This is a genomic window from Microbacterium sp. zg-B185, from assembly GCF_030246885.1.
Classification (GTDB): domain Bacteria; phylum Actinomycetota; class Actinomycetes; order Actinomycetales; family Microbacteriaceae; genus Microbacterium.
Genome location: NZ_CP126739.1, coordinates 1,157,211 through 1,173,536, shown reverse-complemented (window position 1 = coordinate 1,173,536; position 16,326 = coordinate 1,157,211). Strand labels below are relative to the sequence as shown.

The 16,326-nt window shown below is 67.4% G+C and carries 13 protein-coding genes and 1 pseudogene; 5 read left to right on the top strand and 9 right to left on the bottom strand.

Annotated elements, in window-relative coordinates; all coding sequences use genetic code 11:
* Positions 1–6 precede the first annotated feature (6 nt).
* The 3 genes from QNO12_RS05505 to QNO12_RS05495 form a co-directional block, all read right to left on the bottom strand.
* Complete coding sequence (locus tag QNO12_RS05505; RefSeq protein WP_257501757.1) at positions 7–579, bottom strand: TetR/AcrR family transcriptional regulator; 573 nt, start codon at positions 577–579, stop codon at positions 7–9.
* 55 nt (positions 580–634) lie between these two features.
* Positions 635–988, bottom strand: a complete 354-nt coding sequence (locus QNO12_RS05500) for a hypothetical protein (protein WP_257501756.1) — start codon at positions 986–988, stop codon at positions 635–637.
* 218 nt (positions 989–1,206) lie between these two features.
* Positions 1,207–1,911 (bottom strand): SOS response-associated peptidase, encoded by a 705-nt coding sequence (locus QNO12_RS05495; protein ID WP_257501755.1) that lies wholly within the window; start codon positions 1,909–1,911, stop codon positions 1,207–1,209.
* A 604-nt stretch (positions 1,912–2,515) separates the two neighbouring features.
* Here QNO12_RS05495 and QNO12_RS05490 point away from each other — a divergent pair.
* Together QNO12_RS05490 and QNO12_RS05485 are read left to right on the top strand one after the other, a co-directional pair.
* Complete coding sequence (locus tag QNO12_RS05490; protein WP_257501754.1) at positions 2,516–4,327, top strand: thiamine pyrophosphate-requiring protein; 1,812 nt, start codon at positions 2,516–2,518, stop codon at positions 4,325–4,327.
* A gap of 362 nt (positions 4,328–4,689) precedes the next feature.
* Positions 4,690–5,586 carry an SDR family oxidoreductase gene (locus tag QNO12_RS05485; RefSeq protein ID WP_257501932.1) on the top strand — a complete coding sequence of 299 codons (897 nt, stop codon included), beginning with the start codon at positions 4,690–4,692 and terminating at the stop codon, positions 5,584–5,586.
* A 303-nt stretch (positions 5,587–5,889) separates the two neighbouring features.
* Here QNO12_RS05485 and QNO12_RS05480 read toward each other — a convergent pair whose 3' ends face one another.
* From QNO12_RS05480 to QNO12_RS05470, 3 genes and pseudogenes are all read right to left on the bottom strand, one after another.
* Positions 5,890–6,384, bottom strand: a complete 495-nt coding sequence (locus tag QNO12_RS05480) for an SRPBCC domain-containing protein (protein ID WP_257501753.1) — start codon at positions 6,382–6,384, stop codon at positions 5,890–5,892.
* On the bottom strand, positions 6,384–6,707 hold the full coding sequence (locus QNO12_RS05475; RefSeq protein ID WP_257501752.1) for an ArsR/SmtB family transcription factor: 324 nt from the start codon (positions 6,705–6,707) through the stop codon (positions 6,384–6,386). Before QNO12_RS05475 ends, QNO12_RS05480 begins: the two co-directional genes overlap by 1 nt.
* Before the next feature lie 400 nt (positions 6,708–7,107).
* A pseudogene (locus QNO12_RS05470) lies at positions 7,108–7,949 on the bottom strand (alpha/beta fold hydrolase).
* Positions 7,950–8,559: 610 nt separating this feature from the next.
* Between QNO12_RS05470 and QNO12_RS05465 the strand changes: the two are divergent.
* Positions 8,560–9,354 carry a MerR family transcriptional regulator gene (locus QNO12_RS05465; RefSeq protein ID WP_257501751.1) on the top strand — a complete coding sequence of 265 codons (795 nt, stop codon included), beginning with the start codon at positions 8,560–8,562 and terminating at the stop codon, positions 9,352–9,354.
* Positions 9,351–10,070, top strand: coding sequence for an NAD(P)H-binding protein (locus QNO12_RS05460; protein ID WP_257501750.1), 720 nt, complete (start codon positions 9,351–9,353; stop codon positions 10,068–10,070). Before QNO12_RS05465 ends, QNO12_RS05460 begins: the two co-directional genes overlap by 4 nt.
* Here the strand turns inward: QNO12_RS05460 and QNO12_RS05455 are convergent.
* The 3 genes from QNO12_RS05455 to QNO12_RS05445 form a co-directional block, all read right to left on the bottom strand.
* Positions 10,061–12,799 carry an ATP-binding protein gene (locus tag QNO12_RS05455; RefSeq protein WP_285178314.1) on the bottom strand — a complete coding sequence of 913 codons (2,739 nt, stop codon included), beginning with the start codon at positions 12,797–12,799 and terminating at the stop codon, positions 10,061–10,063. The two genes, QNO12_RS05460 and QNO12_RS05455, sit on opposite strands and share 10 nt — an antisense overlap.
* 213 nt (positions 12,800–13,012) lie before the next feature.
* Positions 13,013–13,768: a MerR family transcriptional regulator gene (locus tag QNO12_RS05450; RefSeq protein ID WP_257501747.1), complete on the bottom strand. Its 756-nt coding sequence runs from the start codon at positions 13,766–13,768 to the stop codon at positions 13,013–13,015.
* Positions 13,749–13,907 carry a hypothetical protein gene (locus tag QNO12_RS05445; RefSeq protein WP_257501746.1) on the bottom strand — a complete coding sequence of 53 codons (159 nt, stop codon included), beginning with the start codon at positions 13,905–13,907 and terminating at the stop codon, positions 13,749–13,751. The genes QNO12_RS05450 and QNO12_RS05445 overlap by 20 nt, the downstream gene beginning before the upstream one ends.
* Positions 13,908–14,102: 195 nt before the next feature.
* Between QNO12_RS05445 and QNO12_RS05440 the strand changes: the two genes are divergently transcribed.
* Complete coding sequence (locus QNO12_RS05440) at positions 14,103–16,307, top strand: LLM class flavin-dependent oxidoreductase (protein WP_257501745.1); 2,205 nt, start codon at positions 14,103–14,105, stop codon at positions 16,305–16,307.
* Positions 16,308–16,326 lie beyond the last annotated feature (19 nt).

Sequence of the window (16,326 nt, the reverse complement as noted above, 5' to 3'; positions counted from 1 at the left end):
CGAGGCTCAGACCAGACCGTCGGTCACGAGGCGATAGACGTCGGCGGCGACCGCGCCCGGATCCATACCGTGGGTGACGAGCTGGATGCCGGCGCCGAGCACGCCCTGGACCAGCATCGTGGTCGATTCGCTGCGGGGTACGCCGAGGTCCCGCAGTACCCTGACGACGGGCCGCAGCAGTGCTGCGTGCAGCACCATGAGGTCTTCTCGGCTGCTCGGGCTGAGGTCGGCTTCGCGCAGGGCTCCCGCGATCGCGTGCCTTCCGTCAGCGGTCATCGCCATGGTGGCGTCGATGAACCGCCGCAGCTCGGGCAGACCTGGCTCGACCCCGGCCAGTTGCTGTTCGATCTCGGCATCCCACCGCTCGATCGCGTCGATCGCGATCGACACGACGAGGTCGTCCTTCGTCGCGAAGTAGTCGTAGAAGCTCGATCGGGCAAGCCCCGCGCGCTCGCACACGCTGCGCGGCGTGACCCCGGAGAGGCCGGACTCGACAAGCACAGCCTCGCCCGCTCGCAGAAGCGCTGCGCGTTGCGCGGCGCGATGCTCGGCCACGGTCCGCGCAGAGATCTTGGGCATCCCGCCATTATGGGCCCGGGCCGGTGGCCCACGATCGTTCGAGGCCGCGGGTTCGCTAGCGCCAGACCGTCGCCAGCAGCACGTTCAGCACGGTGAGTCCACCGATGCTGGCCAGGACCCACGTGGCGACCGTCTCACGCTTGCGGTTGACCAGAGCGATCACGATGATCGCGATGAGGACGACGAGTTTGACGGTGATCTTGACGTTGTTCACTTCGTGGCCCAGCGGATACAGCAGGCCGACCAGCAGGATTCCGGTGACCAGCATCGTCCAGGCGCCGTGCATCATCGCCGGAAGCACCCGCGCCCTGCCCGCCCGCATCGCACCGATCTGGTAAAGGACGCCGCCCAACAGGGCGACGACACCGATGATGTGCAAAGCAAGGACGACGTTCTTGAGGATCTCCATGCTCCTCAGCTTACCGACACTATGTCGGCTTATTTTCCACCGCCACAGCGGCAGTCAAGCGGGTCGTACCTCGTGCGGATCGGGGGCAATGCCGCAGCGGGGCAACTCCAATCCCGCATACCAGGACCGTGGCGGTCGGTGACGCGCTCCATGCGCTTGCCCACGAGCGTCCCGCGCCCGTAGCGCCGCACGGACGTCGCACGTCGCGGAACCGACGCTCAGATCGGCTGAATGAGGGTCGGATCCTGCGGATCGACGGTGCGGGTGTTGTTGACCTTCCGGTCCACCTCGTACTGGTCGATCGTGGCCGCGACCTTCTCCGACTCCGCGGTGAGCAGCTCGACCATCCGCTGCCTGCCGGCGTCGTCGAGCTTGCCGGGGTCCAGGTAGTCGCTCCACACGTCCGGCTCGAGGAAGACCGGCATGCGGTCGTGGATCTCCCCGGATGCGTCCCGCGCCGGGCGGGTGATGATCGCCGCTGACACCTCCCACACGTCCTCGACCTTGCGAGCCGTGTAGATGCCCGCGGCGGCGAGCAGATCGCCGCGCGTGGGATGGAGGAAGTGCGCCTGCTTGCGGCCGGGTTCGCCGGTCCACTCGTAATAGCCGATCATCGGGATCAACGCGCGCGACGAGGCGAACGCACCCTTCCACAGGCCATTGGTGGTGACCGTTTCGATGCGGGCGTTGAAGTTCGGGCGCTTGGAGTCCTTCATGAAGGCGGGGTGGAAGTCCCACACGGCCTCGTCGATCGTCCGCCGCACTTCGCCGCTGTCCTCGTCGACGCGTTCGCGCACCATCAGGATGGGATTGGTCGGCGCGAGGGAGTAGCTCGGCCGCCAGTCGCGGAAGTCGCCGCCATCGGCGACGAACTCCTCGATCAGCTCGTTGGTCTCCTTGTTCATCGCAAATCGCCCGCACATGCCACCAAGGTACGCGGCCGAGGCGATTTGCGTCCGGCATCCTGCGCGTCTTCAGGACCCGCCCGATGCCAGTGCCGGATCAGCCGCTGGTGCTTCCCTCGGTGCGCAGTGCCTGCAGCAGGAACCCGCGGAACAGGAGCTCCTCGACGAACCCGACCGCCGCAACTGCCCGACGGCATCGCCGATGTTGACGGCGACGATGTAGATCGCAATCCCGATCACCGCGTGCCAGACCGGCTGGGTGTCCTGCAGCTTCCGAATCCGAGTCCTCCGATGGGTCAGGAGCACGAAGCCTTCGTCCTCAGGCTGGACCTCGCGCAATGGCGCAGACGGGCCCTCTCGCCCGACGCGGGGCCGCGGCCGCGCCTAACACCTTCATGCACCGGACTCAATCCCCTGCTGCTGCGTCCCGTGGCCCCCCTACCGTCGTTGACGACGAGGAGCATGGTTGGCGCGTCCCGACCGCACCGCCTCCCCCGCGCGCACGGCGAGCACGCTGGGCAGCTCACCGAGCATCACCGGTAGGGCGAAGAACCGATCGAATCGTGACCGGGGCTCGCAGAGATGAGAGGAAGACGAACCCGTGGCCGAGCAGCAGAGAACCGTGTCGAATGTGATCGTCGATCGCCTGCGCGAGTGGGGTGTGTCGCGGGTGTACGGCTACAGCGGTGACGGCATCAACGGCGTGCTGGAGGCCATCCGGCAGTCCGGCGGCCAGGTCCAGTTCGTCCAAGCGCGGCACGAGGAGAACGCGGCCTTCATGGCTGTCGGCGAGGCAAAGTATGCCGGTGGGGTCGGCGTGGTCGTCTCGACTCAGGGTCCGGGCGCGGTGCATCTTCTGAATGGCCTCTACGACGCCAAACTCGACCGGGTGCCGGTGGTCGCGCTCATCGGGCAGCAGCACCGCAGCGTCCTGGGATCCGGCTACATGCAGGAAATCGACCTGCGCACACTTTTCTCCGATGTCGCGGCGCAATACACCGTGGAGGTTTCCAGCGCCGAACAGGTGCCCATGGTCATCGACCGGGCGTTCCGCGCGGCGCTCGGATCGCGCTCACCGGCCGTGGTCATCCTCCCTCACGACGTGCAGTCCGAGCCCGCCCCCGAACGTCCTCACGAACACGGCATCGTGCCGAGTGAGGTGACTTTCGACGAGCCCCGCGTTCGCGCGGCCGCTGACCGCGTCGCCGCCGCCGCCGATCTGCTCTCGTCCGCGCAGCGCCCGGCGTTCCTCATCGGTCAGGGCGCCGGCGGCGCGGTCGAGGAGGTCCAGGCGCTGGCCGAGCACCTCGGCGCGGCCGTCGTCTCGAGTCTGCTCGGCAAGCCGTTCGTCGACGAGCGACTGCCTTTCGCTGCGGGAACCATGGGACATCTGGGGACGACCGCGAGCGCGCAGGTCTTCGCCGAGTGCGACGCGTTGCTCATCGTGGGGTCCAATGACCCGTGGACGGAGTTCTACCCGGCGCCCGGGCAGGCCAGAACCGTGCAGATCGACATCGATCCGCGGATGATCGGCAATCGCAGTCCCGTGGATGTCGGGTTGGTGGGAGACGCCGCGTCCACCCTTCGTGCGCTTCGCGAAGCGACTCCGGCGGTGTCGAATGGGACAGCCTGGACCGACCGCGTGCACGAGGTCGTTCGCAGATGGCGGGCGATCAGCGCCGAACGGGCGGCCGTGGAGGCGGACCCGCTCAATCCTGAAGCGGTCATGCGTGCGCTGAACGACCATCTGCCTGACAACGCCCGCGTCGCCGTGGATGTCGGAAGCGTCGTCTACTGGTACGCCCGGCAACTCGTGCTCCCGCGGGGAGTGCCCGCGCACGTCTCCGGAACGCTTGCCAGCATGGGCTGCGGCATCCCCTATGGGATCGCGGCGAAGCTCACGGCGCCCGACCGGCCGGTGCTGGTCCTCTCCGGGGACGGCGGCATGCAGATGAGCGGTTTGGCAGAGCTGGTCACGGTCTCCTCACGCTGGCGGGAGTGGGCCGATCCCCGGTTCGTCATCGCCGTGTTCGACAACGGCGACCTCGCCGAGGTGAGCTGGGAGCAGCGCGAGATGGAGGGCGCGCCGCGATTCGACGCCAGCCAGGATCTCCCGTCGGTGCCGTACGACGAATACGCTCGTCTGCTCGGGCTGGCCGGTGAGCGGGTATCCAGCCGAGACGATGTGGATGACGCATGGAGACGCGCGTGGGCTGCCGACCGCCCGTGCGTGCTGTCGATTCGCAGCGATCCCGCCACTCCGATGCTGCCCCCACTGGCGGCAGCATCGGAGAAGCTCGACCAGATGCGGTCATCACTCCGCGCCGAGGAGGACCTGGGTGGACGTCACGCTGCCCGGGCGCGTCTTCTGTTGGAGAGGTACATCGAGATCGAGAAGCTCGGCGGCGGCACCGAGATCCCAGACCACACCTAGGTGGATTCGGGAGCCGGCTGACAGCATCCGGGATGTCTCCGCTCGATCGGGTGGCCGGAGTTTCACCTCCGGCAACGGCGCCGGATAGGGCCAGGATGTCGGCATCCAGGATCCGAGAACGCAGCGCCGGCCAATCGTCGCCTGGGCCCATGTCGGCCTCCACGCCGGGCTTGACCTCGTCATCGACGACGCGCACCAGTCCGGTGTCCGCCCCTTCGCCTTCCCGTGCGGCGCGCACCTCCCTGGCCAGACGGTCCGTGCTCGATTGCGGATAGCGCAGTCTTCGTGCGCCGTCAATCCCCGCGACCTGGCCGGGCGACGGCAGCATCCTGAGGATGCACACCCGACCCGGAGAGGACGAGATGACACGCGACCAGTACACCTTCACCAATCCCGCCGAACTGTACGCCGACTTCGAGCCCGAGCAGCAGTCTCAGCCCGAGCCCGGCCTGGACGCGGAGCTGGAGCCGAAAGCCGATCTGGGCGAGACGACGTATCGCGGCACCGGCCGCCTGACCGGACGCAAAGCCCTGATCACCGGCGCCGACTCCGGGATCGGCGCCGCGACCGCGATCGCCTTCGCTCGGGAGGGCGCAGACGTGGCCATGTCCTACCTTCCGGAAGAGGAGAAGGACGCCCGACGAATAGCGTCCATCCTCCAGGACGCCGGGGCGAACGTGCTGACGCTGCCGGGCGATCTCCGCGACCCCGACTACTGCCGAAGCCTGGTCGACAGGGCCGTGAGCGGGCTCGGCGGCCTGGACATCCTGGTCAACAACGGCGGCAAGCAGGTCTACAACGAGGACCTCACGACGCTCACGGACGAGCAGTTCGACGACACCTTCAAGACCAACGTGTATGCGATGTTCTGGATCACCAAAGCCGCCTTGCCTCATCTGGCCGCCGGCGCCACGATCATCAACACGACCTCCGTTCAGGCCTACAAGCCGTCCGAGATCCTGGTCGACTACGCCTCGACCAAGGCGACCATCAACACGTTCACCAAGGCGCTCGCCCAGCAACTCGCGCCGAAAGGCATCCGGGTCAACGCCATCGCGCCGGGGCCGATCTGGACCCCCCTGCAGGTGACCGAAGGCCAGCCGCAGTCCAAGATCGCCGAGTTCGGCAAGCAGACGCCCCTCGGTCGAGCCGGCCAGCCGGCCGAACTCCCGCCCGCATACGTCTTCCTGGCATCTGCGGAGTCCAGCTACGTGATCGGCGAGACGCTGAACGTGAACGGCGGCACTCCGACGCCCTGACCCTTCGAGTTCTCGACGCGACGCGACGCTCCGGCGAGAGATGCAGCCGACGCGGACAACCGCGAAGGAGTTCCTCCCCTGGGATTCGTCCAGGTCACGGTTCATCCACGGAGTCGTTTCCCAGGGTCCGCGACGCGTCGGCGGCAACCTCCTCTGACGCAATGCCGTTCCGCAGCGAGATGACCGCGACGACCGCGCAGGCAAGGATACTGCTGAGCCCGCCGCGAATCAGGTTCCTGTGCGGGCGGAGTCACCGTCACCGGGTCGCCGGGACCGTTGCCGAGCTGTTCCTGCCCGAGCTGCTCATCGGCTGACCAACGCGACGTACGCGGGACTCAGTTCGCGCCAACGCTGCATCCAGTCCATCGACGCGGTCCCGGCGATATGAGCGTGCAGGTCTTCCACGTGCGCTTGCCATCCCGCCCCATGGCCGGCGTACTCGGCGAGCGGCAGCCCTCTTTCCTCGATGACGAGCCGAGTGCCGCCGGCGGCCGGGCCGAGCTGAGCCTCCATGACCGTCGCCTGCTCGCCGGGTTGCTGCGTCCGGACCCGCAGGAGGGTCGGGGCGGCGCAGACTTCGATCCGGCCTGTACCGACCCAGCCGCTGGTGAAGGTCGCGTCGAACTCTCCACCGACACGCAGGTCGCCGCTCACCTGGGCGATCCAGCGCGCGAGGCGGTCGGGTTCGGTGATTGCCGACCAGAGGTCATCGATGCCGGTGGCGTAGACGTCTTCGACGCGGACGACTCCCGAACCATTCTCCTCGCGCAGCTCTCCGAGCAGCTTCTGTTCGCTCATCACGATGCCTTTCCTTCCTTCTTGCCTCTGCCGACTTCGGTGTGCAGTGCGTCCATCCGCTGCGTCCAGACAGCGCGGTACGGCGCAAGCCAGTCATCGAGTTCGATGAGTGGCTCGGTGCGCAGCTCGTAGATCCTTCGTTGGGCATCCGCTCGAACTCCGACAAGTCCCGACTCGCGGAGGATTCGAAGGTGCCGGGATACACCTGGCCGCGCGATGGGCACGAGTTCGGCGAGTTCCGTGACAGTGGCGGGGCCTCGGCTCAGTGCATCGAGCAGCGTCCTGCGGTGCGGGTCGCCGATCGCGGTAAGCAGTGCATCCATGCGGCCGAGCGTACACCTCCGTGTACGTACACGTCTAGGTACCTAAGCGGAGTTCTCGGTCTGTTCCGGCCGCGAGTGGGCGACCGACGAAAGGTGTGGTCGCATTCCACTGGCGCGGTTCGCTCAGTGCCGGTTCCTGTTCTGCGTGAGCTCGAACACTGTTGGACCCGCCGCGCGGCGTCAGCGTGCGTCGAGGAGCACGTAGACGGAGGTGACGGTGCTGCCATCGATGATGAGCACATCGCGAACGGTGATGATGGCGGTCCCGCCTTCGGGCCCGAGGTTCCAGCTGTAGGTGACCAGGTCCCGCGCGCCGTGAATGGGGCCGGTCCGGGTGACGACGGCCCTGGGCAGTTGCGCTGAGCGGTGACATCGCGGGGACGGTCCTCTTCCCCGCGGATCACCCGCCGAGGAACTGTTGGAGGGCGGCGTTGACCTCGTCGGCATGAGTCCACAGGAGGCCGTGCGGCGCACCTTCGACCTCGACGTAATCGGCGTCCGGGATGGCCAGACGGAACCTGCGGGCAGTGGCATCGATCGGCAGGATGTTGTCCTTCGTGCCGTGCAGGATCAAGGTCGGCTTGTCGGAAACGCGCACAGCCTCGACGTCACCGCGGAAATCCTCGATCCATGACGGGACGACCGCATACGCGGCGACCGGTGCGCTCGCGATGGCGACGTTCCAACTGCCGGCGACGGCCTCCGGGCTGATGCGGGTGCCGAGGTTCTCGTCCACGTTGTAGAAGTCGTGAAAGAACCGGGTGTACCAGGCGTACCGGTCCTGTTTCGCGGCCGCGGCGATGCCGTCGAACACGTCCTGCGGTACGCCTTCCGGATTATCGTCACCTCGGACGAGGAAGGGTTCGAGCGACGCGAGGAACGCGAACTTCGCGATCCGCTCATGCCCGTACCGACGGACGTATCGGGCAAGCTCCCCGGTGCCCATCGAGAAGCCGACGAGCACGACATCCGCAGATCGAGGGCTTCCAGCAGCGCATTCAGGTCGGCGGCGAACGTGTCGTAGTCGTAGCCGGAGCTCACCTTCGATGACTGCCCGAATCCGCGACGGTCGTAGGTGATCACGCGGTACCCCCGAGCGAGCAACTCGCGCGTCTGCCTCTCCCAACTGTGACCGTTGAGTGGATACCCGTGGATGAGCACCACCGGTTGGCCCGAGCCCTGGTCCTCGTAGTACAGCTCAATCAGGCCCGTGTTCTCGGTGCCGACCGCGACGTATCCCATGATCTTGCCCTTTCGTCTCGGGTCCGGCAGAATGCGGCCCCGCGTGCAACCAGACACTCTGTTCTCGGAACACGGTCAAGGCCTCTCGCGGATCACGCCGGCCACGGACCGCGGATCTCTTCCGAGCCCGTTCGTCGGCGTCCACGTGCGCACGGTAGTCCCTGGTGGCACTTACGTGACTTCCACCGACGCGAGTGCTCCGCCCGCGCTGTGATGCTGGCGGAGCACCACTCGACAAGCGCCGAACACCGAGCGCTCCAAGCCCGGACAGGACGCTCAGCGCTCCTGTCACCGTCCGCCCGACAGGTGAACAACTCGTCCCGACACCGGCGGACCGCACCAGAAAGGAAACCACCGATGATCGAACAATCCACCCGGGCCCAGTCCGGCAGCGCCACCCCCTCACCGCTCGCCGCGAGCGAATCGCCTTCGGCCCGCCCTCCGGCCACAACGGGCGACCACGAAACGCGGTACACAGCCGGCGTGAGCCTGGCCGCGGTGCTGGGTGGAATCCTCTTGAGCGTGAACCACGCACAACGATCCGTTCTGAGCGACGGCCGCGCGCGCGGCGTGGCCGGAATGCCTCCCGTGCGGTCCGGAGGAAGCTGAAATGACGTGGAGCACACGCGAATTGGCAGACCTCGCCGGCACGACCGTCAACACGGTTCGCCACTACCACCGGCTCGGCCTGCTCGACGAGCCCGGACGCCGGTACAACGGGTACAAGCAGTACGGGGTACAAGATCTTGTGCGGCTCTTGCGGATCCGGCGTCTCGCGGACTTGAGCATGCCGCTGGCTCGGATCCGGCGGGTCTGCGCGGGGGGTGAGAGCACACCGGAGGAGCTGTGGGCGGTGGACGCCGAACTCGAGATGAAGGTCGAGCGTCTGCAGCGCGCACGTGCCGATATCGCCACGATACTTCGCGACAATGCTCCGGCAGACGCACCGGCGGGCTTCGCGTCGGTTGCGTCCCGATTGTCCCAGTCGGACAATGCGATCATCCACATCTACACGCAGCTCTATGACGCGGATGCGATGGCAGACCTGCGGCGCATGGTCGAAGTGGATGCCGATGAGGGCGCGATCGGGAATCAGATCAATGCGCTCGCGCCGGACGCGGACGAGGAGACCCGGCGATGCCTGGCAGAACAGCTCGCTCCCACACTCGCGCGGAACCTCATCGACTACCCGTGGCTGAAGGACCCGTCCCGCCATCTGTCCAAGAGCAAGCACGTCGCGCAGAACACCGTCATCGAGGCGGTCGCAGCGCTGTACAACTCGGCACAACTCGACGTCCTCTTCCGCGCCGGCACGCTGGCTCAAGACTCGCTGCGAGCCGGGTCGGCAGAGACCGCACGCACGGCGACGGGGGATCGCGACTCGATCGGAGCCGCTCTCTCGTGAAGGTGTTCATCTTCGGAGTCAGTGGTGCTGTCGGAAAGCTCCTCGCCCGGAACTTGGCTGATCGAGGCGATGAGGTCGTCGGCCTCGTTCGGCGTGAGGAGCAGAGAACCGATCTCTCCATGCGCGGGGTCGAGACTTTCGTCGGTGAGCTGACCGAGCTGGACGCCGAGTCCCTCTCGCCCATGCTCAGCGGATGCGATGTCGTCGTGTACACGGCCGGATCAAATGGCGGTGCTCGACGGATCACGGCGGCGGTGGACGGCGAAGGTGTCGAGAAAGCCCTCGAAGCGACACGACTCGCGGGCGTCGGTCGCTTCGCTCTGCTCTCTGTGCTTCCCGAAGCCGCGCGCGGGCAGCGCCAAGACAGTGACGTCGAGTTCTACTTCGCCGTGAAGAAGCTCGTCGACGTGACCGTCACCCTGAGCGATCTCGACTGGCTGATCCTGCGGCCGTCGCTGCTGCTCGATCGCGCCGGGACCGGAACAGTGGCCCTCGGTCCCGCACAGCCGAATGATGAGATCTCGCGTGAGGATGTCGCGGCCACGCTGGCAGAGCTCCTCCACGAGCCTCGGATACGGCGGCAGCTCCTGGAGCTGAACCAGGGGTTGACGCCGATCGACAAGGCCGTTCGCGCGAATCTTGCCTGGTGTGTCTCTCAGCGTGGGAATCGACCTGAGGAGTCCGACCGCGATGGTGATGCGGCGGGTCAGAGGTGAAGCTCCTTGAGTTGGCGGCGGGACGTGACGCCCAGCTTGCGGAAGATGGTCCGCAGATGCGCCTCGATCGTCCGCGGACTGAGGAACAGCGTCTCGGCGACTTCGCGTGAGGTGGCGCCCGTTGCCACGAGGCGCGCGATGTGCAGCTCGTGCTCTGTGAGCACCACGCCCGGCCGCGAGCTTCGAGCACGAGGGTGCTCGCCGGTGGCGCGCAATTCCTTGGCGGCGCGGTCGGCGAAACCCATCGCTCCGATGTCTGTGAGCATGGCGTGTGCCGTGCGCAGCTGTTCCCGGGCTTCGCGGCGACGACCTTCGCGCCGGAGCCATTCACCGTAGACGAGGTGAGCGCGCCCGAGGTGACCGATGACGCGGGACCCGGTCAGCCGGTCGAGCGACTCGCGGTAGTGGTCCTCGGCGTCCTCACCGGGTGTGATCAGAGCCTGTGAACGGGCAGCCACACCCAGCGCCCACTCGGTGCTGCTTGCGTGGGCTCGCCCGGCCAGTTGTTCATACGCTGCTCGCGCCTGCTCCGACCGGCCGGCACGCGAGGCCGCTTCGACCAACTCGGGCAGCGCAAGGCCCACCACAGCGAATTCATCGGACTCCGCGGCGCGCAGAGCCGCCACCAGCGCGGACTCGAAGTTTCCTGTCGCGTTGTGCAGGACCGCGAGCGCATACTGCGCCATATTGTCGGCTCCGCTGGCTCTCCCCCCGGACCGGGCGGCGCTGTCGCATAGGTCGGTGGTCTCTGCTTCCCGGCCTCGCCAGGAAGCGAGGATGAGAGCCCCGTGGGGCAACGGCACAGCCCCCGTGGCCCGGGCGATCGCTCCGCTCTCATCCAGGAGTTCCGCTGCGCGGCTGAACTCGCCGCTCAGCACGAGGGCCACCGAATGAGTGATCAGGGCAGCATGCAGGGTGGCCACCGCCCCCGTCCTGCGGGCGATCGCGACGCTGCGGACGGCCAGGTCCCGCATCAGATCGTCCTCGAAGAGCGCGACAGCCGTGCGGCTGGCGAGCCAGAGCCAGCGATCGCTGTCCGACTCGCCGGCGATGTCTCGCTCGAGCTGCTCGTCACGCAACAGCATGAGCGATTCTCGCAGCTCGCCAACGCCGGCGGCGTAGCCCTGCGTGCACGTCTTCACGAGCCCGTCGAGCAGGACGTCCAGGGGCCGTGGTGGATCGGGCGGGCGGGGCGCGGCTCGGGCTGCCTCTGCGACGTTCCGCACATCGCCGGCATCGGCACCGGAGTTGATGGATGCATTGAGGGCGAACAGAAAGGTCTCTCGAGACAGGGCGCGGTCCAGCGGCGCCAGTGCGCGCGCGGCTGCCAGGAATTGGGCGGGCACGTCGTCGCTGCGTGCGAGATAGAAACTGATATGCGCTCTGAACAGCGTGAGGCGCGCGGACTGCAAGGGCTCCAGGGGTCCCTGTGCCGCAAGCGCGAGCAGGCTCAATGCTTCATCTGCGGCGCCTGCCTCGTATTTCGCCTGCGCGGCGGTCATGGCGCGTTGAATGCGCACGGCCGGGTCCGGAGTGATCTCCGTCGCCCGCTGGAAGAACGCCGCCGCAGCCGCCATGCCGCCGCGCAGGAGCGCTCGATCGCCGGCGCGCTCCAGCTCGATGGCGATGTTTTCGTCGTTGCCGGGGACGGCCTGCCCCTGATGCCACGCCCGTCGATCGGGATCGATGCCCGCGTCGGTGGCGGCAGCCAGCGCTTCATGCGCACGACGACGTTCCGACGGGGCCGCAGCGCCGTAGATCGCTGATCTGACCAGAGGATGCCGGAACCGCACCACCGAGTCGATGGCGAGCAGCCCGGAAACCTCCGCCGCGGAGACGGCGGAGGGCTCGATTCCGAGGTAGGACCCGGCCTCGAACAGCAGCGTCGCGTCGCCGGTAGGCTCGGCCGCGGCGAGCAGGAGCAAGCGTTGCGCATCGGAAGGGAGTGCGCTCATCCGCTGCAGGAAGCCCTCTTCGAGGCGGTGCGCGACGCTGTGTCGATCGGGTATATCGAACCCGCTTGCCAGGATCGTCGGTCGGACGTTTCGTGGCAGCTCCAGCAGGGCCAAGGGGTTGCCATGCGCTTCCGCGACGACCCGGTCCCGTACGACGTCGTCAATGGGGGTGCGGACCTCAGCCGCAAGCAGCGCCCGCGCGTCGGTGTCGCGGAGCCCGGCAAGTGGCATGACCGAAATACCGGAAAAGACCGCAGACTCGCTGTCCTCAGAATCGCGGCCGGCGATGAGGAACGCCAGTCGTTCGGCCGCCACTCGCCGTGCCGCGAAGGCGATGACCTCGGCCGATGCGCGATCCAGCCATTGCGCATCATCGACAAGACAGAGCAGCGGCTGTTTCTCAGCGCTTTCCGCCAGCAGATTCAGCACAGCCAGACCGACCAGGAACCTGTCCGGCCGAGGCCCCGTTTTGCCTCCGAAGGCGACGGCGAGCGCATCGCGCTGGGGCTCGGTCAACTCGGAGTCGTACTGCAGAAGAGGCGCACACAATTGATGCAGCGCCGCATATGCGAACTGCCTTTCCGACTCCATGCCGATCACCCGCACGATCCGGAAACCCGATTGTTCGGCGATGGAACGCGCAAAATCCAGAAGGGCCGTCTTACCGATCCCCGCCTCGCCCCGGGCGAACACGGCGCTGCTCCGGCCGGCGTGCGCGTCAGCGAGGATGCGCTCGAGAGTGTCGCGTTCCATCTGTCGGCCGAACAGATGCACCGGAATCCTCCATCGACGTCAGGCGAGTTGTGACTGCGTTTTCATTCCGGATCGGGAATGACACATTCCCATGTGCCTACCACACAGTATCCGAATGAATGCGCGACGATGCTTTCCGGATTAATGGAAATGTACGCATGCAACGAAAGAGGCTCGCGTTCGACAACGATTCTCGTTCGCCGGGCATGGCTCACCGCGACGAACCCGCTGTGTCTACGGACCGACGGGACCACTCGGGTTTCGCATGGCGCGCACCCGCTCGTCGGCGATGGCGTGCGCGCGCAGCATCACATCCAGCTGCGCGGGATTGTACAGCTCAGCCATGGCATCCACGAACGTCCTCGCGTTGACCTTTCCTTTCCGGGACAGGTGCGCGGACGGGTCGCTCAACCACGGGTAGTCGATGATGTTCTGCGCGAGACTCTTCGCCAGCCTCTCGGCCAGATCCTGCCTGGCACGTTCATCCGCATCGGCCGGCAACCGGTCGATCTCGGCGCTGGTGTCATCGGTGGTATCCGCCGCCATCCTGCGAACGTCGGCCAGCGCGCCTTCGTCGTAGAACTGGCTGTAGATGTGGATCACCGAGCGGTCACGTTCCGAAAGCCGAGAAGCGACCGACTCGAATCCGGCCGGGCCATCTGCGGGTGCCCCGTGGTGGAGGATCTCTGCGATGTCCGCACGAGCGCTCTGCAGGCGGGCGATACTCATCTGGAGTTCGGCATCGAGGGCGCGCAGCGCATCGGGAGCGCCGTCCACTCCGACGCTGAGATCCGGCATCTGAGACAACGGCACGCCCAGTTCTGCGAGACGTCGGATGCGCAGCAGACTCACCAGGTGGCGCACCCCGTACTGCTTGTATCCGTTGTACCGGCGTTCGGGCTCCTCCAGCAGTCCTATCCGGTGGTAGTGACGGATGGTGTTCACCGTCGTACTGGCCATTTCGGCCAGCTCACGCGTGCTCCACGGCATCCCATGTCCTTTCCGGGCTCACGGCCCACGCTTCGCGGACAACGGTAACCCGGCCGCGATCGCCGGCTTCGCGGACCATCCATTCCGGATCGACCGGGGAGACGTCGTGCCGTCGGCGGTGAGCGGTCGCTCGAGCCATCCGTCCTCCTCGCGGACTGCGCTACTGGCAGCACCTGCATCCGTACAGTCGACACCCTGTTGCCGCCACAGGGTCAACGGCTGCCTTCCTCATCCGCCAGAAACCCCGGCGAACTTGACCGTGTGCCGACAACATGGTGTCAACTGGCGTCGCCTGGCAGCCGGGCCACGACGACCAACCAAGGAGCCCGACGACATGGATTACGGTCACGCAGTAGAGTTCGGAGTCTTCATCACGCCGACCAACGCCCAGCCGCAGGCGCCGGTGGCGTTGGCTCAGCTGAGTGAGCAGCTCGGATTCGATCTCGTGACGTTCCAGGACCACCCCTATCAGCCGCGCTTCCTGGACACGTGGACTCTGCTGTCCTACACCGCGGCGGCGACATCGACGATCCGTCTCGCCCCGAACGTGCTGAATCTTCCCTTGCGACCCCCCGCTGTGGTCGCGCGGGCGGCGGCGTCTCTGGACCTGCTCTCGGGCGGCCGGTTCGAGCTGGGCCTGGGGGCGGGGGCCTTCTGGGATGCGATCGAGGCGATGGGTGTGCCACGGCTGACCCCCGGGCAGGCTGTCGAGGCGTTGGAGGAGGCGATCGATCTCATCCGAGGCATCTGGAATCCCGACCAGCGCGGGCCGCTGCCCAGCGGTGAGCGCTACCCGCTGGGGGGCGCGAAGCGGGGACCCTCCCCCGCGCACGAGATACCGATCTGGATCGGTGCGCTCAAGCCGAGGATGCTGCGCTTGACCGGACGCAAGGCCGACGGCTGGCTGCCGAGCCTGGGCTACCTTCAGCCGGCCGAGATCGGCGCTCAGCACGAGCGGATCGATGACGCCGCGCGCGGGGCCGGGCGCAACCCCGCGGAGGTGCGACGCCTGCTGAACGTCCCCTCCAGCACTGACTCGGGCCAGCTGGCGGATCTCGCCCTGACCCACGGATTCTCCACATTCATCGTGGCCACCGACGACCCGAACGCACTGACCCACTTCGCGCAGGAGACGATACCGACGGTGCGCGGACTCATCGAAGCAGAACGAGTTCGGCGGGGCACGGTCGCGCCGGGACGATCGACACGCGCGCTCGCAGCACGGCGCGAGGGCATCTCCTATGACGAGGTCCCCGCCTCCCTGAGAGGCAAGACGATCGAGCCGGGTGACTTCGCCTACCGCGCCGTGCGGTCCACCTACCTGCGCGGCGGCGCCCCCGGAATCGTCTTCCGCCCCGATGACACCGCGGGAGTGCAGGATGCCGTGGCGTTCGCCCGCGCTCACCGGCATCTGCCGCTCGGCATCCGCAGCGGCGGGCACGGCGTCAGCGGTCGCAGCACGAACGACGGAGGAATCGTCATAGACCTCGCCGGGCTGCGGGAGATCGAGGTCCTGGACGAAGCCCGCCGGTTAGTGCGCGTGGGTCCGGGAGCTCGCTGGCAGGACGTCGCGCGTGCGCTGGAGCCGCACGGGTGGGCGATCACCAGCGGCGACTACGGCGGCGTCGGCGTCGGCGGCCTCGCCACCGCCGGGGGGATCGGATTCCTCGGCCGAGAACACGGCTTGACCATCGACCAGCTGGTCGCCGCCGAGGTGGTCCTCGCCGACGGCGCACTCGTGCGCGCCTCCGCGGACCAGAACCCCGAGCTGTTCTGGGCCGTGCGCGGAGCCGGCGCCAACGTCGGGATCGTCGTCTCCTTCGAGTTCCGAGCTACGCCCATCGGAAAGGTGGCGTGGGTTCAGCTGGTCTTCGACGCCTCCGATGCGGCATCCTTGCTTCACCGCTACGCCCACGCGACAGAGGACGCCCCCCGGGATACGACGCTCTTCCTCATCGCCGGCGCAGCGCGCCCCGCGACCGCGCCGGTTGCCCGGCTGTACGGCGTGATCGACTCGGAGGACACCTCCGTGATCATCGAGCGCCTGCAGCCGTTCCTGACGATCGCCCCGCTGCTGGACCAGTCCGTGCAGCTGGGTTCGTACGCCGACGTCATCACCAACGCCCCGGACACGTCCCACGATGGGCGAGGTGAACCGGGCTTCCGCTCCGGTCTGCTCGATGAGCTCGGTCCGGAGACGGCTGCCGTTGCGGCAGAGCTGGTGCTGTCCGGCAGCACGCCGTGGTTCCAGCTCCGCCCCGTCGGCGGAGCCATCGCCGATGTCCCCGAACAGGCGACCGCCTACGCGCACCGCAGAGCCCGGTACTCGGTGACCGCCGTCGGTCGCTCGGCTTCCTTCGACGAACTGTGGACCCGCCTGGAGGAGCGCTTCGACGGCCTTTACCTGAGCTTCGAGTCACGCACCGGACCCGACATCGTGGCGCGGGCGTTCCCGCCCGCCACTCTGGAACGGCTGCTCACACTCAAGGAGCAGCTGGACCCGGAGGGTCTCTTCCGCGACAACTTCCCCGTCCGATAGCCGCGGTCCGCCGGCGGAT